The organism is candidate division KSB1 bacterium, assembly GCA_024655945.1.
GTDB lineage: Bacteria > Zhuqueibacterota > Zhuqueibacteria > JANLFK01 > Oleimicrobiaceae > Oleimicrobium.
Window position 1 is genome coordinate 1 of record JANLFK010000013.1, and the last position, 24,091, is coordinate 24,091.

The 24,091-nt window shown below is 62.2% G+C and carries 19 protein-coding genes, 1 tRNA gene and 1 pseudogene; 3 read left to right on the forward strand and 18 right to left on the reverse strand.

Features of this window, described 5'->3' with window-relative positions:
- The 3 genes from NUW13_13550 to NUW13_13560 form a co-directional block, all read left to right on the forward strand.
- A partial coding sequence (locus tag NUW13_13550) for an integrase core domain-containing protein (protein ID MCR4440042.1) occupies positions 1–369 on the forward strand: 369 nt, incomplete at its 5' end.
- A 191-nt stretch (positions 370–560) separates the two neighbouring features.
- Positions 561–2,138, forward strand: a complete 1,578-nt coding sequence (locus NUW13_13555; GenBank protein ID MCR4440043.1) for a hypothetical protein — start codon at positions 561–563, stop codon at positions 2,136–2,138.
- Positions 2,139–2,329: 191 nt separating this feature from the next.
- Entirely contained in the window at positions 2,330–2,860 is a 531-nt protein-coding gene (locus NUW13_13560) for a DUF5706 domain-containing protein (protein MCR4440044.1), read from the forward strand.
- 29 nt (positions 2,861–2,889) lie between these two features.
- On the opposite strand, the gene gltA is transcribed toward NUW13_13560, so the two are convergent.
- The 18 genes and pseudogenes from gltA to NUW13_13650 all read right to left on the reverse strand — a co-directional run bounded on the left by gltA (position 2,890) and on the right by NUW13_13650 (position 24,086).
- Entirely contained in the window at positions 2,890–4,293 is a 1,404-nt protein-coding gene (gene gltA, locus NUW13_13565; GenBank protein MCR4440045.1) for an NADPH-dependent glutamate synthase, read from the reverse strand.
- Between the two features lie 145 nt (positions 4,294–4,438).
- The gene (locus NUW13_13570; GenBank protein ID MCR4440046.1) at positions 4,439–5,137 is read right to left on the reverse strand and encodes a sulfide/dihydroorotate dehydrogenase-like FAD/NAD-binding protein; all 699 of its coding nucleotides are present in this window, start codon (positions 5,135–5,137) and stop codon (positions 4,439–4,441) included.
- Complete coding sequence (locus tag NUW13_13575) at positions 5,130–7,562, reverse strand: 2Fe-2S iron-sulfur cluster-binding protein (GenBank protein ID MCR4440047.1); 2,433 nt, start codon at positions 7,560–7,562, stop codon at positions 5,130–5,132. Before NUW13_13575 ends, NUW13_13570 begins: the two co-directional genes overlap by 8 nt.
- Positions 7,531–9,048: pseudogene (locus tag NUW13_13580) on the reverse strand (4Fe-4S binding protein). The gene NUW13_13575 and the pseudogene NUW13_13580 overlap by 32 nt, the downstream one beginning before the upstream one ends.
- Before the next feature lie 394 nt (positions 9,049–9,442).
- On the reverse strand, positions 9,443–9,889 hold the full coding sequence (gene nuoE, locus NUW13_13585) for an NADH-quinone oxidoreductase subunit NuoE (GenBank protein MCR4440048.1): 447 nt from the start codon (positions 9,887–9,889) through the stop codon (positions 9,443–9,445).
- A gap of 9 nt (positions 9,890–9,898) precedes the next feature.
- A complete protein-coding gene (locus NUW13_13590; GenBank protein ID MCR4440049.1) occupies positions 9,899–10,990 on the reverse strand; it encodes a hypothetical protein in 1,092 nt (363 codons plus the stop codon).
- Positions 10,991–11,184: 194 nt separating this feature from the next.
- The gene (locus NUW13_13595) at positions 11,185–11,595 is read right to left on the reverse strand and encodes an ATP-binding protein (protein MCR4440050.1); all 411 of its coding nucleotides are present in this window, start codon (positions 11,593–11,595) and stop codon (positions 11,185–11,187) included.
- A 438-nt stretch (positions 11,596–12,033) separates the two neighbouring features.
- Complete coding sequence (locus NUW13_13600) at positions 12,034–12,369, reverse strand: DRTGG domain-containing protein (GenBank protein ID MCR4440051.1); 336 nt, start codon at positions 12,367–12,369, stop codon at positions 12,034–12,036.
- A gap of 38 nt (positions 12,370–12,407) precedes the next feature.
- Positions 12,408–12,959: a hypothetical protein gene (locus NUW13_13605; GenBank protein MCR4440052.1), complete on the reverse strand. Its 552-nt coding sequence runs from the start codon at positions 12,957–12,959 to the stop codon at positions 12,408–12,410.
- A gap of 305 nt (positions 12,960–13,264) precedes the next feature.
- Positions 13,265–13,792 (reverse strand): T9SS type A sorting domain-containing protein, encoded by a 528-nt coding sequence (locus NUW13_13610; protein MCR4440053.1) that lies wholly within the window; start codon positions 13,790–13,792, stop codon positions 13,265–13,267.
- A gap of 1,196 nt (positions 13,793–14,988) precedes the next feature.
- On the reverse strand, positions 14,989–15,507 hold the full coding sequence (locus tag NUW13_13615; GenBank protein ID MCR4440054.1) for a hypothetical protein: 519 nt from the start codon (positions 15,505–15,507) through the stop codon (positions 14,989–14,991).
- 909 nt (positions 15,508–16,416) lie between these two features.
- A tRNA-Asn gene (locus tag NUW13_13620) sits at positions 16,417–16,489 on the reverse strand.
- Positions 16,490–16,533: 44 nt separating this feature from the next.
- The gene (locus tag NUW13_13625; GenBank protein MCR4440055.1) at positions 16,534–17,520 is read right to left on the reverse strand and encodes an HD domain-containing protein; all 987 of its coding nucleotides are present in this window, start codon (positions 17,518–17,520) and stop codon (positions 16,534–16,536) included.
- A complete protein-coding gene (locus tag NUW13_13630) occupies positions 17,517–19,943 on the reverse strand; it encodes a penicillin acylase family protein (GenBank protein MCR4440056.1) in 2,427 nt (808 codons plus the stop codon). Before NUW13_13630 ends, NUW13_13625 begins: the two co-directional genes overlap by 4 nt.
- A gap of 132 nt (positions 19,944–20,075) precedes the next feature.
- Complete coding sequence (locus NUW13_13635; protein ID MCR4440057.1) at positions 20,076–20,651, reverse strand: hypothetical protein; 576 nt, start codon at positions 20,649–20,651, stop codon at positions 20,076–20,078.
- Positions 20,652–20,683: 32 nt separating this feature from the next.
- Positions 20,684–21,469 carry a hypothetical protein gene (locus NUW13_13640; protein MCR4440058.1) on the reverse strand — a complete coding sequence of 262 codons (786 nt, stop codon included), beginning with the start codon at positions 21,467–21,469 and terminating at the stop codon, positions 20,684–20,686.
- Positions 21,470–21,635: 166 nt separating this feature from the next.
- Positions 21,636–22,601 carry an aldo/keto reductase gene (locus NUW13_13645; GenBank protein ID MCR4440059.1) on the reverse strand — a complete coding sequence of 322 codons (966 nt, stop codon included), beginning with the start codon at positions 22,599–22,601 and terminating at the stop codon, positions 21,636–21,638.
- Between the two features lie 111 nt (positions 22,602–22,712).
- Positions 22,713–24,086, reverse strand: a complete 1,374-nt coding sequence (locus NUW13_13650) for a deoxyribodipyrimidine photo-lyase (GenBank protein MCR4440060.1) — start codon at positions 24,084–24,086, stop codon at positions 22,713–22,715.
- Between the last annotated feature and the right edge of the window lie 5 nt (positions 24,087–24,091).

Below are 24,091 nucleotides of genomic sequence, written 5' to 3' on the forward strand. Positions count from 1 at the left end.
TGTCTGGAGGCCTTACGGCGAGCCCTTCGGGTTTCGAAGCCGGAGGTTTTCAATACGGACCAGGGCTCCCAGTTTACGAGCCTGGAGTTCACCGGGCTTTTGGAAGAGGCAGGGATTCGAGTCAGCATGGATGGACGGGGCCGGGTTTATGACAACATTTTTGTTGAGCGTCTCTGGCGGACGGTGAAATATGAGGAAGTCTATCTTCATGAGTATCGCACTGTCCCGGAAGCCCAGGAGCATCTTTCAGCCTATTTTCGGTTTTATAACTCGGAACGGCCGCATGAGGCTTTGGGTTACCGGACACCGCAGGAAGTTTATTTTGGGTTGCCGGCAGCGCCTGAGATCTTACTGGAGCCAAGGGTTTGATATGGACCGAGTCGAGATCGGCGATTGTAGGGCAAATGGTGAAGCTGTTTTTTCGCGGTTTCTGCGAAAAATGGCTTTTGAGCATAAAAAGGACTAAAATGGTCACGGACGGTAGGTCTTCATTGCACCTTCAGAAGGCCCCTAGACTGTCCAAACAATGAGGTCCACCTCAAACTTGTCCGAGGGAGGCCATGCAAAGACGCGGAAGATGTTCGACAAGGTGCTTTGGGCTGGCGGCTACTCTGTTGCTGGCGCTGACCTTCCTGCACACGGAGGCTTCTGCGCAGTATGCCAACGGCTCCTACCAGGGGACCGTCCCCGAAGCGTGCTTGATGTTCCTCAATCCTGGGTATCTGAACCCGGCTCGCGGCCAGGGGGCATTGGGGATTAGCGCAAACCCGGCGGCCTTGTACAGCGTGAAGGGCACGCAGGCGGCGGTGGCCTTCGGCTTGCCCGAAAGCTCGGAAGGGAACTTCACCTTCCGCGTGAGCGACAGCTCTCTTGCCTACGGTGCCATTGACGTCGAGGCAGGCTTGAAGCTGAAGGAGATGGGCGGGTTGGCAGGACTGGGCATAGCGCAACAATATCGGCGCTGGCGGTTCGGTGTCGCCCTGTTTCAGCCGCGGCGCGGAGGTGTGGCCATGCGCGCCGGTGGCGACTTTGTTCTCCAGACCCACTTTCAGGTACAAACGCCCATCCCCCGCCAGATGGTCCCCGACCTGCCCGTGGAGGAGATCCCTGTGAGTTGGGACGTCACCACGAGGGTCGAGGCTTCTTTTGCCGGTGGGCCGGGCGAGCTCTCCCTGTCGGTCCTCCCTGTGGCGGCCGCCGTTTCCTATACGCTTCGCCCCTTGACGCTGGGGGTGGGCCTGACCTACTACCGTTTGAGCACCAGCGGCCGTCCCATGCAGTTCCGTAGCCACATCTCGGGGGAGGGTGTAGTCACCGGCACGCCCGGGGGAATTGACCCGCTGACCAACCAACCCTGGTGGGGCACGCTCCAAGGCTATTTCAGCCTGGAGGACGACCCAATCTGCGGCGGCTACAAGCTCGACCTTAGAGGAGACCGCTTCGCCGCCTCTGTGGGTGCCAACCTCGCTCTTGGTCCCCTTTCGCTGGGGGCCACGTACACCCGCGGGTTTCCCACCACCCTGCATGGCAGTTATGAGCTAAGGACAGTGCGCACCATCGGACCGCCTGCGGATGTGCGCCTGCCACAAGTCAGCCTGAGTTGGGCCAATCGCCCGCAGCTCACCGGGCAGGCGAGTCTGCTGTTGGCTAACTTCGAGAAGGACAGTGTGGTGTACCGCGACGAGGGCGAGCTACGCCTGCGTGGCTCACACTCTATTGCCGCTGGCCTGCACCTTTTCGTCCTCGGCGTGTTCGGTGGCATGGAGATGGCACAAGACTTTCCGGACCTCAGCTCCGCCTATGTGGGTGTCTATTTGGACGTGCCGCTGCCGTGGTTGCCAGTGCGACTCAACGCCGGGGTGCTGCAGCGGGCCGATGCCGTGCAGACGGAGCACAACTTCTTCGCGCCTTTCCGCGTGATCAGCCACCTGGGCGCTGGGGTAGCAGTGCGCCTCCCCTTGGCGCGGTGGCTGGCCCTGGGCACGCAGCCGTCGTGGTTGCGCATAGGGGTGCGGTCGTCGCTCACCTCGGTGGCCTTGAAGCTCTTCACCGAGAAAACCGAGGCCCCGGAGAAGCAGGTGCTGCCGAAGGTGACCGAGACCCTCGCCTTAGGCATGGGTCTGGATTTTCCGTTCTGAACTGACACGGCGACAAATGAACTGTGGCACGAGGGCGAGGCACCAAGCTTCGCCCTCGGCGCAGGGCCCAGCACCTGCACTCCTCTTTCTGCTTGCCTTTTTACCCCGGTTTTGTTAAACTTGCTCGACCGATTCGCAGCTTGGTGCACCGCCGGCACGTTTGCGCACAGAAGCAGTGCAAGGAGGGAGGTATGAACATCCAGCAGCCGGGTCCGCATCTGGACCACATGCTCAAACAGACGCGCGAGCACCATGTCGCCTTGAGTTCCATGGCCGACCTTAAGGCCAACATCTTGATGACGCTGTCCTCGGTGGTTCTCACCCTATCGGTGCGCTATGTGGAGACCCCCCGCAGCCGGGCGGCGGCCTTGATCCTCATTTTCTTCTGTCTGCTGACCATGGTCTTTGCGGTGTACACCGTGATGCCCAAGGTCTCCCTGCTCATCCGACGCAGGGGCAAACCCGATGTGCGCGACCCCAATTTCAACTTGCTCTTTTTCAGCGACTATCTGCAGTTGGACTACGGCGAGTACGTGAAGGCCATGGAAGTGATGATGAACGATCCCTCACGCTCTTATGAGATGCAGCTGCGGGAGCTGTACACGCTGGGGCGTTTCTTGGCGCGGAAGAAGTATCGCTTTGTGCAGCTGGCCTATCTGGCCTTTCTCACCGGCGTCTTTGCCAGCGGGGTCATCATGCTGGTGAGCGGCCTGCTGCGTTAGGCGGGCGAGGACGGGCGTCCCCCGGCAAGTTACAACGAGCAGAGGTACTCATGAATTGAGCGGGCGGCCTTGCGCCCGGCCCCCATGGCCAAGATCACGGTGGCGGCGCCGGTGACCACATCGCCCCCAGCCCAGACGCGCTCGCGCGAGGTTTTGCCCGTTTCTTCGTCCACCACGATGTTGCCGTTCTTGCCCACTTCCAAGCCTGGGGTAGTGGCGGCAATCAGGGGGTTGGGGCTGTTGCCAATGGCGCAGACCACCGCATCCACCGGCAGCCGGTATTCAGAGCCCTCGATGGGGATGGGTCGGCGGCGACCTGAGGCATCCGGTTCGCCCAGCTTCATGCGCAGGCATTCCATCTCATTGACCCACCCGTTGCCGTCGCCGAGGTAGCGCACCGGCAAGGTGAGGAAATCGAAAATGACCCCTTCCTCCTCGGCGTTTTCGATCTCTTCGGCGCGTGCCGGCAGTTCCTCGCGCGGGCGCCGGTAGACGATGCGCACCTCGGCCCCTAACCGCAGGGCGGTGCGGGCGCAATCCATGGCCACATTCCCTCCCCCGATGACCCCCACCCGCTTGTGCTCCTTGATCGGCGTGCGAAACTTGGGGAAGAGGAAACCCTTCATCAGGTTCATGCGCGTCAGATACTCGTTGGCCGAGTACACACCGTTGAGGTTCTCTCCCGGGATCTTCATGAACCAAGGCAGGCCGGCCCCGGAACCGATGAAGACGGCATCGTACTCTTCCAAAAGGCTGTCGACGGTGCGCGTTTTGCCAACCACAAAGTCGGTCACGATGTGTACGCCCAGGCGCCGCAGGTAGTCCACCTCGCGGTGGACGATGGCCTTGGGGAGGCGGAACTCCGGGATGCCGTAGACCAGTACCCCGCCCATCTTGTGCAGTGCCTCGAAAATGGTCACGGCGTGCCCCAACCTGATGAGGTCACCTGCCACCGTGAGCCCGGCCGGCCCCCCGCCGACTACAGCCACCTTCCTGCCCGTGGGCGACGGAACAGGGGGGATCTCCCGTTCCCCCTGGGCGGCCTCCCAGTCCGCAAGGAAACGCTCCAACCTACCGATGGCAATCTGGCCCCCGCGCTTCTTCAGCAGGCATGCCGCCTCGCACTGTTCTTCCTGCGGGCACACTCTCCCGCACACCGCCGGCAGACAGTTCTTCTCCTTGATGACCCTAATGCCCGCGGCAAAATCCTTGGCGGCGATGCACTGGATGAAGCGCGGGATATCGATCTCCACGGGGCAGCCGCTAATGCAAGACGGCTTAGGGCAATTGAGGCAGCGCAGCGCTTCCTCTACCGCCGTCTCCACCGGGTAGCCCAGCGCCACTTCGTTAAAGTTGCGCCTGCGCACCTCGGGTGACCGTTTGGGCATCTCGCGACGATGGAGATCGAGCTTTTTCTTGTTAGGCTCAGGCATGGGTGTGTCCCTGACAGATGCCGTGTTCTTCGCCTCTGCTGCTGCGAAACGCAAGCGTCTCCTCGCGCACGTACTGTTTGCGGCGTTGCAAAAGCTCGCGCCAATCTACCTGGTGCCCGAAGTCCGGGCCATCCCCACACGCAAACTACGTACTGTCCCCCACGGTCACCCGGCAGACGCCACACATGCCGGTGCCGTCGATCATGATGGGATTGAGGCTGACCATGGTCTTGATGGCAAAAGGCTTGCTGACATCCGCAACCCGCTTGAGAAGAAAGGTACACCCGTTGACCAGGATGCGGTGTACCGGCTGTGAGGCGGCAATAATCTCGGTCAACCTGCCCACATGGCCGCGCAGCCCCTTGCTGCCGTCGCGGGTGATGATGTGCAGTGCATCGGCCACAGAGCGCAGGCGCTCCTCCCAGAAGAGGAGAAAGCTGCTGCGCGCCTCCAGCACGACGATCACCCTGTTGCCGGCCTGGTGCAGTGCTCGCGCGATGGGAAAGATGCTGCCGAGGCCAAAACAACCCGCCACACCGAGCACGGTCCCGAAGCGGTCGATTTCCGTGGGCTTGCCCAGGGGCCCCACCACACTGGGCAGTGTGTTCCCCGCAGGCAGGCCAGCAAGGGCGTTGGTGGTACCTCCGACGTTCATGAACACAATGCTGAGGGTCCCCTGCTCTTCATCCCAATCGGCGACCGAAAGTGGAATGGGCTCGCCTTCCTCCTCGGCCCGCACGATGACGAACTGTCCAGGCCGCATGCCGCACGCGACCTCCGGAGCAAAAACCGTCAGTAGGTGCATATTGGGGACAAGCATCTGGGTTGCGCGCAATTCAGCCATAGATCACCCTCACCGTGACCGGACCAGAAAGCCCAAGAGGCATGGAGGCCCCTGCCAGTTCCACCGCGGCGATCCCACGCAACTGCTGCGGGCGCACTTCGGCTTTGCCCCGCCACTGCAGGCCGTTGCCACTAAGCTCCACTTCCGCCCCATCCTCGATGCCGAGTGCGGCAGCATCTGCAGGGTTGAACACCGCGGCACCTTCCCCGAGTATGGCCCTTGCCCCCTCCACAAATGCTGCCAGCGGAAAGCCCCGATGGGTGTGGGCGCTAAGATAGGCGTAGGCCAGGAGGGAATCCTCCTCTGCCGTGGCAGCTTCTGCCGTCACCGCCACTGACGGCGTGACGGTTTCGTCCCACGGCCATCGCTGCGGCCTTCGCGCCGGCAGAGCAAGTCCGCTCTGCGCCCAGCGCACCTGTATCTCCCGTTGCACCTGCTGCACATTGTCATAGTCGAATCCCGACTTGCCCATCTGCCTGGCCGGGCACGCCAGGATCATCCAGTCGGGCATTGCCTGGCCGGGTGGGGGAGCCGCTCTGCTCACTACGCGCAGCCTGCCGTCACCGTTGATCAGTGACCCCTCCACTTCGGTGAACGCCGCCGCCGGCAGCACTACGTCCACCCGGCTCTGCTCAGGAGGCAGGTAACAGTGCTGGTAGATGACATAGTCTGCCCACCGCTGCGCCCCAGGAAGGTGCTCGCCGACGAGATAGAGGACGCACGGCCTTTTCGTCGCACCGAACAGCGGCACATTGCCCGAGGGCGCTTCTGGTCGACTGAGCAACCTCTGCACCAGCATCGCTCCAAGGAAATTGGCGTGGACAGGCAAAGGCAGGACGCCTGCGCCACAGGCCCGGGCCAGTTCCTCCACAGCGCTCGCAATCTCCGTGGCAAGGGGCTGGCGCATGAAATCCGGCCCCAGGAGGATCACTAGCCGGCGCGCTTTGCGCAGGAGGCGGGCCGCGGTCTGTACCTCGTCGCCGCTCGCCACCCTCGAGCCGGCCACGCTGCTCGTGACCTGTGCGGTCATTTCCCGGAGGAGCTCTCCCTCCTTTCCAGGCTCGGGGCGCAACCAGAGGTCCGCCACCAGGGCCAGATTGTGGTCTCTGGGGCTAAGTGTCAGCAGGCGTGCACCTCGGCGCTGCGCGCGCCGCAGTTCCACTCCCACCACCGACATGCCGAAGCGTGTGTCCGCCATCACGCAGAGCACCACGTCCGCCCGCCGCAGCTCCGTCACGGGGACAGACAGGGCATGAAGTCGCAAATACGACGGCAACACCTTGCCATAGTAAAGGCTCGCCGAGGTGAACACGTGCGGCGAACCGACCACCTGCGCGGCCAATTTGTAGGCCACGTAGAGGTCCTCGGTAGTGCAGTCCGCCGACACGAGCATGGCAAACTCTTCAGGCCGGCAGGCAGCCACTTGTCCTGCCGCTTCGGCCAGTGCTTGCTCCCACGCCACCTCCACATATGCCCCTCCCTTGCGCACTGCCGGGAGGCGGGCACGCTCCGGCGTGTTCATCAATTCAGTGATGCAGAAGCGCCCCTTGACGCAAAGGTGGCCGGCATTGACCAAGGGATCATCGGCGGGCAGGCTGCCAATGACTTCACCACCCTTCACTTCCAGCTGGATGCGACACCCTATGCCACAGAGTCCGCACGTGCTGCCTACGGTGCGCTCCGGCTTCCCTTCCCACTTTCTTGTCTTTTCTGCCAATGCCCCAGTGGGGCAGACCTCCACACATGCGCCGCAAAATTCGCAGCCTGCCTCTAAGTGGCTGCGCTGGAAAGCGGGCCCGATCACCGTGTACCTGCCCCTCTGCTTGAACGAAAGGGTGTTGGCCAAGCGAACGTCCTGACACACTCTTATGCAGCGGCCGCACAGAATGCACAGGTTGTAGTCCCGATCGTAGAAAGGGTCTTCTTTCTCCACCCGCAGACCTCGGTAGTACACCGGGTAGCCGATCTCTTTCACGCCCAGGTAGCGAACGACCTCCTGGAGCTCGCAGCGGTTGTCATTGGGACAGAAGCGGCAGCCGGTGGTGACCCCCACCTTGCGGATGGTGTGCATGTACTCGCGGCACTCCTGCTCCTCGTCGCATACCAAGCAGCTTGCGGGGTGTTCGCTGAGGATGAGGCGCAGAATTTCGCTGCGCATTTGCTGCAACTGCACGGTATGCGTGCGCACGACCATGCCGTCTTCGGCCGGGGTGGTGCAGGCCGTAGGAAAGCCGCGCATGCCCTCCACCTCCACCACGCACAGACGGCACACCCCGAACGGCGCCAAGTCCTTGTGCGCGCACAGCGTGGGGATGTAGATGCCATGCTGCTGCGCTGCCTGCAGGATGGTCGATCCGGCCGCCACGCGCAGGGGCTGGTTGTCGATGCGAATGCTAATGCTGTTCCTGCTCTTGCGTTTGCTCATCGCTTGCTTTCCGTCGCGATCTGATGACGATGGCGTCGCCTGCTATGGCGTCGAAGCGGCAGATTTCATAGCAGGCACGACACTTGATGCACTTGCTCGGATCGAGGTTGTGCGGTTCGGCGCGCGGGCCTGTGATGGCCCCAGTGGGACAGACGCTCACACAGCGCTGACAGCCGGTGCACTTTTCGGGGATGACCCGGTATTCAATGAGCTCGCGACAGACGGTGGCCGGACAGTACTTCTCGCTGACGTGGGCGAGGTATTCGGGCCGGAAGTAGCGCAGCGTGGTAAGCACCGGGTTAGGGGCTGTCTGTCCCAGCCCGCACAGTGAGCCGCGCCTGACAGTTTCGCCCAGGGTCTCCAGGCGCGTCAGGTCCTCCGGCTCGCCGCGCCCCGACACGATGCGCTCCAGGATTTCCACCAGATGACGCGACCCGACCCGGCAAGGGGAACACTTGCCGCACGATTCTTTCTGGGTAACATCCAAAAAGTAGCGCGCCACATCGACCACGCAGGTGTCCTCATCCATGACAATCAGTCCGCCGGAGCCCATGATAGAACCTGCTGCGGCTAACGACTCGTAATTTATGGGCGTGTCCAGAAACTCCGCCGAAAGGCACCCGCCCGAAGGCCCACCGGTCTGCACTGCCTTGAAGGGCTTGCGCGTGCCGCCACCAATATCGAAAATGATGCGGCGCAAAGTCGTGCCCAACGGCACTTCGATGAGGCCAGTGCGCCGCACCTTACCCACCAGCGAGAAGGTCTTGGTGCCATAGTTCCCCTCGGTGCCGAACTGCCGGTACCAGCGCGCCCCGTTCCGCAGAATGTGCGGCAGCGTGCCCAGCGTCTCCACATTGTTGATGATGGTCGGGTTGCCGTAAAGGCCGCTCACCGCGGGATAGGGTGGCCGCGACCGCGGCATGCCCCGCTTCCCTTCAATGGAGGCGATGAGCGCGGTTTCCTCGCCGCACACGAATGCTCCTGCGCCCTCTTTGCTGGTGATGTCAAAGCTAAAGCCTGAGCCCTGAATGTCGTGCCCCAAGAAACCGCAGGCCCGCATCTGGGCCAGGGCGTGCTTCAGGCGTTGCACGGCCAAAGGGTACTCGGCGCGAATGTAGATGTATCCCTGCGTAGCCCCCATGGCAAAGGCGGCAATCACCATCCCTTCCAGCACCGCGTGTGGGTCGCTCTCCAAGAGCGAGCGATTCATGAAAGCACCTGGGTCCCCCTCGTCGGCGTTACAGATGAGGTACTTCACCTTGCCGGGCGCATTGCGGCAGATTTCTCACTTCCGGTACGTAGGAAAGCCGGCGCCGCCACGGCCACGCAGCCCTGCCTCCTTGACTTCCTCGACCACCGCCTCCGGGCCCATGGCAAAGGCGCGCATCAACCCGGCATAGCCATCGTTCGCTACGTAGTGGTGCACGTCCTCGGGGTCAATGAAGCCGCAGTTCTTCAGTACCACCCTCACCTGCGGCCTGAGCATGGGCAGGTCGAAAAAGCGGGGTAGTGCGGAGGATAACTGGCCTTCGCCGTCGCCAAAGTGGCCGACCGCTTGCGTGAGGGGTACTTCTCCCTGTCGCAGGCTCTTACTAACGATGCGCCGGGCCTGCTCGGGCGTCACGTTGGCGAAGCTGATGCGCGGTTGGCCTGGGAGGGCAATGTCCAACAACGGCTCCAGATAGCACGGCCCGATACAGCCAGTTTGCACGATGCGCGCCTGGAGGTTCTCCTCGGCCAGCGTCTGCTGCACGGCAGCCAACACCTCGCCTGCGCCCGCCGCCCGCCCACGCGAGGCCATGCCGGTGTAGATGACAGGCACTTGGCTCTGCTGCAGGGCCTGCCACCTCTCGGCGGCCCTGTCGTGCAACTCATCAAACCTACTGGTAGGCACTCAGCATCTCCTTGAGACGAATCACCGTCACTCGGCTGTGGATGTCCTCATTCACCTCCACCACCGGGGCCAGGGCACAGCACCCCAGGCACGCCACACGTTGCAAGTCAAACCGCCCGTCGGCCGATGTCTGTCCCGGGGCGATGCCCACCTCCCTTTGCACCGCTTCTAAGAGGATCTGCCCGCCACGCACATGGCAGGCCGTCCCTAAGCAGACGCGAATTGAATGACGACCAGGGGGCACAAAGCGGAATTGGGAGTAGAACGAAGCGACACCGTAGACTTGATTCTCGGACACCTTCAAGAAGCGCGCAATCTTGCGCACGCTCTCCTCGGAAATATAGCCATCCCTCTGCTGCACGCGCTGCAAGATGGGGATCAGCTCGCCTTCCTCCCCTGTGCACCCGACAAAGATGTCATCCTCTGTTCGCACATTCCCTCCTCAGCTGGGCAGTCGCACGTCGCGTTGGCTTAGGAAGATGCGGTCGGTCAACTCCACTTCCCCACGGACAAAGTCCTCGGCAAAGGCCAGGCATGTGGGGGCGCCGCAACAGCCGCAGTCAATTTGCCGCAGCTTCTGATACACCCGCTCCCTCTCCTTGAGCCGCTTGATGGATGTTTCCAGATCGGTGTCGAAGTAGCGCGTCGGCCTCGGCAGAATGGGGTGCTCGAAGAAATGGTATCGCTCCTTGAGTTTCTGCTCGATTTCTGCCATATCCACCGCGCACTGCTGGGCGTGGCGCTGCCGCTGCCGCTCGATATTGGCCCGCGCAACGTAAGGGTTTTCCACCACAAAGGGGCCGCCGATGCACCCCATCATGCAGGCTAAGGCTTCCACAAAATCCACGTTGCGCAGCTTTGAATTCTCGATGTCATCAAAGATGCGCATGACCTGATCGATACCCGAGACCGCCAACCAATTGCCCGAGGTAGCAAAGCAGGTTAACGCCCCTGCAGTGGCCCATCCCGGGTCGAAAGTGAACCCCTCGGGCACGTCCTGTGCCGCAAAGCGCTTCTTGGCGGCCACCACGTGCGGCAAGAGCACGGGGTAGACATCGCGGATGGCGACTGCACCGTCAAAGTAGGACTTTTCCTTTTCCGCTGGTTGCTTGATGGAGACGATCTTTGCCGGACAGGGCGCAATGTAGATGATGCCCACCTTCTCTGGCGGGAGGCCCAGTCGCGCCGGTAGGGTTTTGCGCAGTTCCCGGGCCGTCACCTCACGCGGCACATCCAACGGCACGATCAGTTCCACCAGGTCGGGGTACTTCACCTGAATCAGGCGCAGTGTCGACGGGCAATGGGAGGAAATCAGGGGGCGCCGCCCCTGGTAGGTTTCCAGGTAGCGCGCCAAAGTAGCAGCCAAGGCGGCGGTGGAAGCGCTGACATCCACCACCTCGTCGAAACCCAACTCGCGCAGCGCCAGGTGCACCAGGTAGGGGTGAATGTCCGGGCCGAACTGGGCGTACAGTACCGGCGATGGCACGACCACTGAGTAGGCAAAGCGGGATATCTCAGTGACCTGATTCGGCAATGGGCACCACCGCGCCTTCGGGACACACCGACAGGCACAGCCCGCAGTCCACACACAATTCCTCCGAGATGACCGCTTGCCCGCGTCTCACCCTGATGGCCTGAATGGGACAACGCCTCATGCAGGCCATGTGTCCCCGGCACTTCTCCTGCGCCACTCTGTGTGCGTGGTAGTACTGCATCGCCATTCCGCAGTTACACCAAGAACTTCATGCGCACGGTAGTGCCCTTGCCCACCTGGCTCTCGATGGCCAAGTCATCGGCGTTGCGCTTCATGTTGGGCAACCCCATGCCAGAACCGAACCCCATGGCGCGCATCTCCTCGGTGGCAGTGGAAAAGCCCTCCTGCATTGCTAACTCGATATCCTCAATACCCTTGCCCTGGTCCGTGATGGTGATGACAACCACGCGGGGGTCAACCATCAGCTCGACCGTTCCCCGCTCTGCGTGCATCACCACGTTCATTTCGCCCTCGTAGGTGGCGATGGCCACTCGGCGCACGAGCATGGGATCAAACCCGATCGTCTTGAGCAGCGACTTGACCTCGGTGGACACCAGTCCAGCGTTGACGAAATCGCCCCCCTGCACGGTGAAGGAGTGCGTCAGATAGGGGGTCTGAGGCGCTCTTTCGGCAGCTGGCAGCCTGTGCGCCGGCGCTTTCTCTCGCCGCAGCGAGTCGATGCGCACGCAGGCCTCGTACATGTCCAAATCCGTGCCCAGCAAGACCAGGCCGTGCGCCCCTGCAAATTGCTCGCACCCGCCTTTGGGCTTCTTGCCCCGCAGGAACACCACCCCTACGAGCTCTGCCATCAGCGCCGAGACGACGGCCTGTTGCGTGGCCAGGCCGGTCAGGAGGAGGGAGTCCGGCTGCCCAAAGGCCAGCACGTCGCTCATCAGGTCGGATGCGTACACGTGCTGCACTGGCACATCCAGTCGCTCAGCCCCGACCAGCACCGTCGCCCCCAGAGCCTCCTTGACCTGCTTGAGCTGCAGCATGGGCCTCTCGTGCGCGAAACCACCCAGGGCCAACCGCCGCTGGAGGTGCTACAGGCTCCGCAGGCCAAGGTCATGGAGCCTGCCCGCCAGGGCGAAAGTCGACATCGACGTCCACAGGATGGGAATGCCGAACTTGCTGGCTAAGTCAATGGTCTCTTGTGGCACCTCTTTGCCGCTGGTCACCACTACTGCAGCTACGTCGACCAGATTGGCGGCCGGAACGATGCTCTTGTGCGTCTGCACCGTGAGCCAGAGGTCGCCCTGACGTGCCGAGGCCATGACATCACTCACCATGTCGGAGATGATCACCCCCTTGACCTCGCGGTGGGCAAAGGTGCTCATGGCACGCAAATCGAGCTTCTCCATCAAGTCCTTGGTAGTCATGCAGGTTCTCCTTGTAGCTGGCCGTCCCGTCGCTTCGCCTAAGAAAAAAGTGGCTTGCGTTCCCCAGGTGGTTCCTGGGAAAGCATGCCCACGTCGTGGAGGAACTCACCGCCACAACGAGAAAGGTCGGGGATGAGGGTAAACGGCACGACTTTGCGCGAGCGTGTCACGTCACGCCGCTGGTTGAAGTAATCGGTGAGGATGGACAGTTTCTGCTCGGCAGGCGGCCTGTGCAATGCTTGCGGCAGGAAGCCGAAGGCCACCACCAGCCACGTCCGCTCTTGCTCCAGAGCCCTCCGCTGCTGCTCCACCGGACAGTCTTCCATGCAGGCGGTGCAGTGCATCAACCCCATCAATTCGGAAAACCCTTCCACCTGCCCGCAGAGGGAGCACTGCAGGTCGAAGCGAAACGACTGCGCCGTCTCCACCCGACTCCAGAAGTGATCCTCTTCCCGATACTCCTCGCCCAGAGGCAGGGCGTCCTCTGCGGAGAAGTAGGTTCTGATCATGCCACAATGGAAGCACTTCTCGAAAGCGATCAGCCCGAAGCGGACGTGGGCCATCTGCCAGCGGTGTGTACAGGTTGCCATGGTCGCCTGCTCCTGTCTGCTGCGTGCGTTTCTGCTTGGCGGTCTCCTGCACGGTGCTTTTTGGAGGTAATCATAATCATCTGGGAACGCGGGGGCACACAGCGGAAAAAGGGGAGGGGATAGACCACGTAGGGGTGCACTGCGGCCTCTGGGAGGAAGCCTGAGAACCCGCAGGGGCTCCAGAGAGCAAGGGCCTGCCGCAGTTCCCCGCCGTGGCTGCCCCCAGCGCGAAGGGCCGGCTCGGCTCTTCCGGAGCGGCTCTGGCCCCCTCCCGCGCCTCGTCACCCAATTGCTGCTCGGCAGCCCTACTCGAGCACGGTCATCTTTTTCACCGCTGCCAGTCCCTCGGTGGTCAGCCGGCACAAATACACCCCAGCCGGCACCGCCCCTGCATCCCATTCCACCTTGTGCCGCCCCGCAGAGAGGCGCGCAGAGACCAGCACCGCAACCTCCCTGCCCAACACATCGCACACCACCAGCCTGACAAGACCTGCGTGCGGCAGAGAGAATTCGATGGTCGTCGCCGGGTTGAACGGGTTCGGATAGTTCTGCGCAAGACTGAACTGCGTCGGCAAGTCGGTGGACCTGTCTTCGGCGGGCACTGACGTAATCATCTCCGACAACGGTCGTCTCCAGACGCCGCCACCCGGAGTCCCGGCAAAGAGATTCGTGCCGCCTGCCCCCTTGGGGGAGACCGCAAGAGCAGAAACAACGCCGCCGTAGGGACCGCTGGTCTGGACCCATTGGGCGTGCAAGGAAACGCCGGCGGCGCACAGGCAAGAGGCCGCCAAGAGGAATTCCCCGCAGCGGGCAGGTCGGAAAATGTTTTTCATCTGTTCCTCCCATGAACGCACGTTTTTGTTAGGTTTTTGGTCATGTAGTAGCAATCGGTAGCACTCCCCTTGAGGGGTAGAGACCGTCCCTTAGGGGGCTTAGTGACGATCCTCCCGTTGGTGCCGGCTATCCTACGGCACACGCCGTTAGCTCTGCTGGGGGTCCTCGGCTTCCCAATGTCTTCAAGTTATGGACTCCAGTCGCGGAACGCCAATGGAGCCGCCACTACACAAGGAGACTCAGGACAGCGGCACCTGCACCTTGCCCTTGGCGCCGCGCGGTTCGCCGGGGGGTGCACGGACTTGCGATCGAAAGAAATGCACACGTGTCGACACCGTTCTTGCGGGACCATGCAGAGATCAGCTCAGACCTCCGGGCGGTTAACCAACCGCATTCGCTCGGCCGCGAACACCTTGCGGAGATTACCTCTTCATGCACCTGGAAGCTCCATGAATGCCAGTGGCAGAGCCATAACCATCACGGCAAGCGAGTAGCGCTGCCCATCGCTCCTTTCTGCCCTGTTCCTCCACTGTCCCGCGGGCCTGAAAATGCCCACCTTCCTGCGCAAATGCGCGTGAGGAGCCTGTTAATTTATCCCACCATCCCCACGCGCGGCGTACAACGTGCTGCGCGTTGACGCCGTGCGCTTTGCCGCCTATCAATAAATCAATTCTTTCCGCGGCAAACGGCCCGGGGCGAACCCGCATTTCCCCTCAACACATGTGAGCGTCCTAACCACGCCTGTTGGCTGCAGTTGCCCGCCTGCGGGCCGAAACGGCGCCCTTCGTGCAGGCCCGTTATCTCGGCAAAATGAGTTTCTTTGTTGCAGCGAATGTACCAGCTTCCAAGCGACAAAGGTAAACGCCGCTTGGAAGGTTTACAGCATGCCATTGCCGCCTGTACGTTCCTGCAGACAACCCTTCTGAAGCCAATGTTGCTGTTTCTCTTCCCAAAGCATCAAATACTTTCAGCGATACAAACGACTTGGCGGGAAGACTAAAGGAGATAACCGTCGCTGAATTGAACGGGTTTGGATGGTTCTGCTCAAGAGTAAAGAGGCCCACCACTGCTCCAGAGGGATCTGCGCCTGGCACCCGGATCATCTCCGACAGGGGTCGCTTCCAGACGCCGCCACCCTCGGTCTCCGCACACAGAGTCGGAGCCTCTATCGCCGGCGCGGATACGTAGAGGTTGGTCACACCGGTGTTGGCCGCGTTCCAGTACGCGCTCCCGTCGGTGGTCTTGAATATCCCCCGCCATTTGTGCCGGCGTAGACAGTGGTGGGCGTCTGCGGGGCAATGGTGAGACAAAGGATTTTGCTATTGGTGAGGCCGTTGTTGGCCTGGTTCCGGTACGCGCCCCCGTTTGTGCTCTTGAATACCCCGACACCATAGGTCCCCAGAAACACCGTGGCCGGCGTCTGCGGGTCAACGGCCGGCGCGCGCACTTTGTTGGAATAGAGATAGACCAGGTCGCCGTTGATCTGGCTCCAATGCGCGCCAGCGTCTGTGCTCTTGTATACGCCGTACTTCCAGGTCCCGGCGTAGAGGGTAGTCGGCCTCTGGGGGTCGATCGCCAAGGCGTAGACGGTCGCCAATTCAGGGCCCAGGCAGACCCAGCCATCGCTGGCAGCAGAGGCTAAAGCCAGCCCGCCATGCCCGATGGTCAGGCACAGCAGGGCAATGAGCGCCACTTGTTCTCCCTTGCATGTCATCGTACACCTCCTTAGCTGGTCAGGCGTTACTGCACTCGCGCGGCCCGTCGCCTACCCACTTACCGTAAAGGAGGCGGCCTGGGCCAAAACTGCGCCTCTCGCCCAAGGAGATGCTACCCGCTACTTCCTGGGTTGATGCATCATTGCTTGCTGCTGTCCGTGGCTCGCCAATGCCCTGGACCTTCGACAAACACGGTGAAGCAGTCGCGGGGCCAAAGCAGCCAGGACAGGCACTTCGGCCGGCGCAATGTCGTCACGACGAAAGTTCCCCCCGGGGGGAGAGGTCTCTGGCCTCCCCGGCTGCTCGTGGTTAGCACGCCCCGGCACTTGTCGAGCACTGACTGCCCGTCCCCCTTTGCTCTTCACGGGGGGGATCCTCCCGCGTCATGGTCTGTGCCGACCGCCACTTCAGGACGCGTCGCCCGAAGCGCTCACCATCAAGCACGGCCGCACCCGCCACCTGGGGCCGCCACTGTCACACCTCACGCCGGAAAGTCTATCCTTGGAGAGGAGAAAACCTGCGGGCGTTGATCCTTCGCAGAAGCGGTGCCGCGCCCCTGTTGTGGGACTGCCCTGAGAAAAGCAATCAGGCGGGGACAATGATGTGACGCCCTGGGGTGCCACCTCCTCTCGCCACCTCTGTGCCCGGCCCGGGATTCGGCGGTGTACATCGCTCGCCCTTCGCGGAGCAGCCACGGCAAACGCTCGTCTTGACGCATTGTTGGCCGCATCAGCTGGCCTGCTGCCAGCTCCCCATCGCAGTTCAGGGGTCGAGCAAGGCTACCCGACATACCCACGCCGCCCCGGCCGCTGACGTGTCCAGCAGGGGAAGGAGCCCCGAGGAGGTCGCTCATAGAGGGGCCAAAAGAGCAACGGCCTCAAGTGCGCGCACTGAGGCCTCTTCCTTCGCTCCGGTGGTAGGACTCGAACCTACAACCTAGTGGTTAACAGCCACCCGCTCTGCCAATTGAGCTACACCGGATCCTCACATTTGCTGCGCAAATATATGAAACTCCCCCGAAGAAATCAAGACTTTTGCTCGCCTGCAGACTCCCCTTCGTCACCCAGATAGAGAAAGCGATCCATGAGTTCCACGTATCGGCTCCACCTCTTGCCCGCCTCTCTGTCGCGACCCATGATGCGCTCGAAGGCGTTGGCCTTGGAGTCCAACTCGTCGGCGTAGTAGAGGATGATGGCCTCTATGGTCATAGGCACCACCGGCGACCCGTACTCGCCTTTGCCCTGATGCGCAAGAACCAGATGGACCAGGCGCATGGCCAACTCCTCGGGGAAATCGGGGAGGGTCTGAATCTTCTCCCTCACCATCTGCGCACCCAGGACGATGTGCCCGACAAGCCGCCCCTCGTCGGAGTAGTCGATGAAGCCGGTCACTTTCAGTTCGCGCACCTTGCCCACATCGTGCAAGAGCGCTCCGGTCACCAGGAGGTCGCGATCCACGCGCGCGTAGCGCTGGTGCACGGCATCGCACGTCTCAGCCACGGCCACAGTGTGTTCCAACAGGCCGCCGCGATAGTTGTGGTGCCAGAGCTTGCCGGCAGGCGCCTGGCCAAAGGCGCGTCGAAAGTCCTGGTCGCCAAACAGCGCCCGCAACAGCCTGCCCAGGTGCTCGTTGCCCACGCTTGCCACCAATCGATCCAGACGTTCCCAGAGCTGCGCGACGTCCTTGGGACAGACTGGGACAAAGGCCTCGGCGGCCTCCACTTCCTCCTCGCGCGCCGGCCGGATCTTTTCCACGTTCACATGGGGCTTGCCGCAGTAGTCCACCACTGTTCCTTTGGCCTTGATGACCTGCCCAATGGCAATTTTGGCGTAGGTGGCCTCGGCATCGTCCCACACCGTGGCCGAAATGCGCCCCGACTGGCCTCCTAACTGCAGGGCGAGGTACGATTCGTTCGTCCCCCGCTTCAAGCGGAGCTCTTTCTTACGGACGACGAAAAAATCAAGAACCTGGTCGCCGGGGCGCAGGTCCTTGATCAACGCATGGGCCATCATGACCTCCTTTCCTGCCTGGGGCGTAGCACAAGCAGCTTGTGCGGCGCCCGGTGCAGGGCTTGCCGGTCCATCGTGGTCACGTGGTACCTCCCCTGCAACCAGGCGCGCGTCTGGTCGGCGTAGTGCTTGCTCATGCGGTGCCCTGACTGCCCAGTGGGAAGCACAAAGCGGACGACACCCCCCTCCGCAAAGTCCACCACCATGCGCATGGACACGCCCCAGTGCGGATGGTACGGTTCGCCCAAGGGATAGCCGATGTTGCACACCGTGGTCGTCGAGCCGCCTATCGGGAAGGGGCCGATGTCGAAGTACTTCCCCAGAACTGGCGCTTGCGAGAAGGCATGGTGGATGGTAATGGCATGCACCTCGCCCCACTGCCAGCGGCTCAGCTCCGGGCCTCTTTCGCCCCGCAGCTCGGCAACGCCATCGACCAGGCTCCGGACAAGGAGGTCGTCTAGCGATTCGCTCTTTTCCGGGGTGGAGATGTCGTCGAACCATGGGGAGTTTCCACGCGCAATGACCTGGTCGGTCACGCGGAAAGCCACTCCTGGAAAGGCAACAAACGCGGTGAAGAGCTCCTCCCCCATTTCGTCGGCAAAGATATTGTGCAACAGGTGGCGGTGGGCAGCGTGAAAAACCGTGCAGGCCAGACTCTGGGGCTCCTCGACGCAGTCCCAGCCACGGAGCATGAGGTAGGCCTGGTGCAGCAAACCTGTGTCCGGGAGCGCTGCCCTCTCATACGCGCGCAGAAACAGAGGAACCACCGCCTTTGCGCGGAGCGACAGACGGTCCATCTGCAGGCGCTCGCAGTCCTCGCGTGACAGTTGCGGCTTCCCCTCGATCGTTTGGGTGATGCGCGTGATGCGGTCTGGCGGTTCCCAGTAGGCCGAGAGGTAACCAAGACTCGCCTGGTCCCAGATCTCGTTGTTGGCTGTGGCCACGAAGCCCTTGGCTGGATTGAAGAGGCGCGGATGACGCTCGAAGGGCAAGCGCCCCTGCCAGTCGTTCTTGGCTTCCCAACCCGGGCGCGGAAGGACGCCGTCGGCGCCGCCACGGGAAGGGACAGTGCCGCCCAGGAGGTAACCAATGTTGCCGTCTGCATCGGCGTAGACAAAGTTCTGCGCGGGCGTGCCGGAGGACTGCAAGCCTGCCAGCACCTCCGACCAACTGTTCGCCCGGATAACCATGCGCAAGGCAGCGATCTCGTCGCTGTAGTCGTGCCCCACCCAGCGAAGGGCGATTGCCTTTCCCACCTTTCCTGCCAACGCGTGGACGTCGTTGATTACCGGCCCATGCACAGTCAGGTGTACTTCGTGGACCACCGGCGCAGCACCCTTGACCGCGATCGTCTCGGCCACTGTGCTCATCGTCAGCCACTGCCCGTCGCGCAGGTAGCGGTATGCATCGGCAGTATCCACGCGTTCCACGAAAAAGTCGGCGTCGTCAATCATGCCGTTGGTAATGCCCCAGGCGATGCGACGGTTGCGGCCGATGGACATGCCTGGCAGGCCGGGGATGGACATTCCGCAGGCATCGATGCCGCCGCCGCAAAGGTGGACCTCGTACCAAAAGGCGGGTACGCTGAGCATGAGGTGAGGGTCGTTGCACAGGACGGGCTTGCCGGTGGTGGTCTTGCTCCCTGAGAGCGCCCAATTGTTGCTGCCCAGCGCCCCCTCGGCCAAGCCCACTTGGGCGCGCGCCTTCGTCAATGCGTGCAGCGCGTCAAGGCATAGCCGGTAATCTTCCCGGTCGCCAATGTCGGTGACGCGTGGTCCACCGTAGGGGCCCACTGGGAGAATCTCGCTCAGCCGCTGCGGGTCTACCTTGCCTGCCAGGGCGCCGTAGGTTAGGTCCACTGCCCAGGACATGCAGAGCGCCCACGAGACAAAGCGAATGATGGCAACGCAGTCCTCGCCTCGCCAGCGGGAGGGGGCGTATCGCAAGACCAGGCATTCCACCGGCAGCCGGTGTCTTCCTGACCCGAGAAAGGCGTTCACCCCTTCGGCGTAAGCATCCAACGCGGCTCTGGATTCTTCTGGCAAGCGCTGGTACAGTGCCGCAGCGGTGCGTCCGATGCCTATGGTGCGCATCAGACGGTCGTGCTCCAGCACCTGGGTGCCAAAGAGCTCGGCCAATTGCCCGCGTGCAGCGCGCCGCATGAGGTCCATTTGCCACAGCCTGTCCTGGGCCGTCACAAAGCCCTGGGCCATGAGCAGGTCGTGTTCATCGCGCGCAAAAATGTGCGGCACGCCCTGAGCGTCGCGCAGGACGTCCACTGGCGCGTGCAGGCCCGCTAACTCTAATGTGCCGCTTGTCTGAGGGAGCGCTCGCCGCAGGGTAAGATAGCCGAAGAGGAGTGCGCTGAACACCCCTACCACAAGCACGATGAGCAAACCGAGCAACACACGTTTCAGCCTTCCCATGCCAGACCGTCCCTGTTTTGCCCTTGTTCGGGTACGCTCTCTTCTCACAAACAACAGGCGACCCGCTACGCCTGAGCCGCCGTTGCCCCCCTTAGGCCTCCCGTTGCCTCCTCCCTGCAACGGGCGGTGGTTCTACTCTTGCTTCTTTGTCTTTGTCGGGTCCGTCTGTTGCTGGCCAGCACTGTTGGGCTGCCGTTGACGCTCACCCGCCTGCTCGCCCTCCCGCCGGGTAAAATCCCTGCGCGGGTCAGGGACAGGGGCTGCAGCTGGGGTCTGACCACTGTCGGCGCTTGTCTTCCCTATGGGCGGCGCCATGCCGGATTGTCCACCCACGGTGGCTGGAGCGTAGGTGGCCTCGGGGGGTGCCACCTGCCGCCGCGAAAAGTCGCGCGCCTCCGACTGCGGCGCAACGGCATTCTCCCCACCGCCTGCATACGGCGCATCTGCCCACCAGGGGACCGCGTAGTACCACTGCCAGGCGTAGAGGTCTGGGTCGTGGTAGAAGGCGGGTCCAAAGGCCGTCTGCTGGTAAGGATTCCCCCCGTGGCAACTGGAGCAGTCGTCGCGATAATCAACCCGGTAGGTGGTCATCCCCTCGCCGCCCACTTCAACAGGGCGATGCGCCAGCTTTGTGTAGCAGCCACTTCCGGCGACGGCAGACACCAGGGTAGCAAATGCAATTGCGCGCCAACGTGCTGACACTCTCATCCTCTCTTCCCGCCGCAGCGGGCTCATCACGCCTAAAAGTACTCCAGGTACATAATCTTCAGCTCGCGATTGGCGTACTTCATGTCCTCGCGATTGTCGAGGATGTTTTTGAACGCGAACTCGACATACAAGCGTTGGGCGAAAATCCAGCGCAGGCCCAAGTTGAGGTACCCCTTCCCGCTCCCGATGGCCAGGCTGTTGTTGTCATTCATGCCCATGTCATAGTCCGCCACCAGCGTCAGCTCTTCGTTGAGCTTAAGATCGACCCCCATGAACGCGTCGAAATCCTTGTCACCATCCTTGTTCTCGAGGCTATAACAGACACCAACGTGCCCACCGAGAACCAGGGGGAGGCCATAGTTCTTGCTGGCGACGGCGTAGAAGCCCCGGGACTTGACCGTATAGCGCTCCAAGTCTTCGTGATAGGGCCCGTAGCCTTGCGAGTCGTAGCCAATGACGATATCCGGCATCGCATAGCTCTCTTCGAAAATGCGATAGGCGAAATGGACGCCAGGGTTTGGGTTCCAGTTCACCTTGCCAGCACCTATGATATTGGTGCCGCCAAAGGTAGCGCCAAAATTGAAGCGATGGGTGAGACCTACGGAGACACTCCCCAGCAGACCACCTTCCGGGTACGCGCGTACGCCAACCATGAAACTCCCCCGGTCAAGGATCTGCGCCGTGGGTTGGTCGATGAGTATGGGGCTCAACAGGCGGTTAGAACCCACCCGAGGGATGGCAGGCTTCTGCTGCGCGTACGATGCCCCGAAGCTCCCCACCAACACCACCCCACTCACGAGCACCGCTAACTTTCGCATGGCTCAGGACCCTCCTCCTATACCCACTTGCCGCGCCAGGATCCCGTCGACTCCTGGTGGAAGTCGCCATTAACCGGTGTAAATGTACCAAATACCTTCCGAAAAGTCAAGGGAAAAGCTGCGCCATGCGGCCAGCCCACCCTGGGAAGGCAGAGCGCGTCCCAGCTCAGAGCGCCTCGAGCGGCGGCAGGCCCTCCAGCGCCAGCGGCGCCAGGTCGGAGGCGGCGCAGTTTTCCGCCACCTGCTCCGGCGTCTTGGCCCCGGGTATGGCCACGTGACATGCCGGATGAGAAAGGCAGAAAGCCAAGCTCACCTGTGCCGGCGTGTACTCCACGTAGCGCTCAAATAGGAACCGGCATCTGTCCAAACGCCGGAAATACTCCTCAAGCCTCTCGGGCGAAAGGTTCATGCGTCTGTGGTCGTCAGGACCAAACCGGGTCTGGCGGGTGAACTTGCCGGTGAGAAAGCCAAATAGCAGGGGTATGCGGACGATCACCCCAAGACCGTAGCGCGCCGCTTTGGGCAGCAGTACTCTCTCCGCTTCCCGCTCAAGGAGGTTGTAACGCACCTGGATGCAATCCAGAACGTCGTGGTGCTCGTCCAGCAGAAAGGCCTGCTCGGTCTCTTTGAACGACTGCACACTGAACCCGGCGTAGCGGATCTTGCCTTCACGCTTCAGCTGTTCGAGGGCCAGCCACGGCTCATCACGGGTCAGCTTGTCAAGGTCGGGGCTGTGGAGCTGCAGGATGTCGATGGCCTCCAATCGCAAACGGCGCAGCGACTGCTCGGCAGCCCAGACCAGGTAGTCCCGCGAGTAGGTCTGGCGAATCGGGCCATAGCCCTGATCGTCCGCGGCGGTGGCGTGGTAGAAATCGTTGCCGACCTTTGTGGCCACCACTACCTCGCCTTTTCCCCTTTCGGCCAGCACGTCGGCGATCAATTCCTCCGAGTGGCCAAAGCCGTAGACGTCGGCAGTGTCGATGAGCGTGACGCCGCGCTCGATCGCCTCATGCAGGGCGCGCTTGGAGACCTGGTCGTCTGTTGGCCCCCAGTTTGTGCCCCCAATTGCCCACGCGCCGAAGCCTATGGTCGAGACCACAGGACCCCGCGCGCCAAGACGCACGTACTTCATCTGCTGACCTCCAGCCTGTTCTCGGGGCGAGGCCATTGTCCCCACGCACCGTCCTCATTGCCGCTCGCTTTGCCATGCTCCCCCTCTTGGCTCTCGCCGCTTCCCCTTTCCTCAGACGGGCTCGTCTGGCTTCGCCTGCTGGTGGCGTTGGACGGCGCGCACATATCGTTCCACATCGAACTTGCGCCGCAAGCCCGCCTCAGTCATGGAGCGCACGTTGCCAAAGACTGGCCGTTCGCCCCAGGGACGGTCGTGCTTGCCGAAGCACCAGGCGACCCCGGCAAAGCCATTGGGGTCACGACCGTCTATTTCGTATTTGTTGTTCAGGTGAAGACAACGAGAGAACGCTTCAGCCGGCGTAGGGCTCCATTCCAGAATCTTTTTCCCCCAGTACATGCGCATGTAGCCGTGCATCTTGCCGGTAAGCACCATCTCCTGCTGGGCGGCATTCCAGCAGGGATCGTGCGTCTGTGCCTGCTCCAGCTCCGCCAAGGAGTACGAATAGGGCCTGGCGTCCGCAAGGTGCTTTTGCAGCGTCTTCTGGGCCCAGGCAGGCAGCCCGGCGAAGGAGTCATAGTGAGGATTGAAATAGACAAAGTTCATGCTCAGCTCACGCCGCACGATGAGCTCCTCCAGGTAGGCGGGTACGCCCGGGCTCCCCGTGGCCTGCACCTGCAAGGCAATGTAGAGTGGCGAAATCTGCCCAAAGTGCAGGTACGGGCTCATGTGGGAAAGGTAGTCCACGCTGGGGTCGTTGCGGAGCTCGGCAAAGCGATCCAGCTTCTGCGCGATGAACGCCCGCAGGCGACGTTTCGCCTCTCCGGTGCCGCCCCGGAACAGAGGACTCGGTGGGACCGAGCGATCCACGGCCAACAATGTCCACAGGGCCCCTATATCGGCCAGCGACAGACCTTCCAAATCGATGCCTGAGGACGGAACACGCGGCTCGCGCGCAGCCAGAGGCTTGAGGAAGTACTCCAGGTGTTGGGCGAGCTTGCGCCGCAAGGTCGCCGCCGAGTACTCCTCCTTATCAGAAGCCACCTCAATCGGCACGACCACGTCCGTTTCCACCTGCCCGAGCAGACACGGCAGGCGCGCCGCCGCCAGCTGTCGCCACTGACGCTGGAGGCGGAGGTAACCGCAGTCGACCACCACCAGCGCCGCCTCATTTGCAACCCGCACCACCTCTTTTTCCGGGGGACCGTGCCGCACGAGGAAGGAAATGCCTCTCTCGCGAAGCGCGCTCTCCACCTCGGCAAGGCCTTGGAGCATGAAGGCGTAGTGGCGCGCGTTTGCCTCGGGGAAAGACCCCGTAAGCCCGAAGAAGGTCACTATCGGCAGGCCGAGCTCATTGGCGCGTTGTATGGCGTACTCGAGGGCGTGGTTGTATTCGGCCCGCTGGCTAGCCTGCATCCAGTAGAGGACGTATTTGCCCTTCCTCACCGGCTTGCCATTCAGTGCCCTGATGCGCTCCGGGTGAATCACCGCCC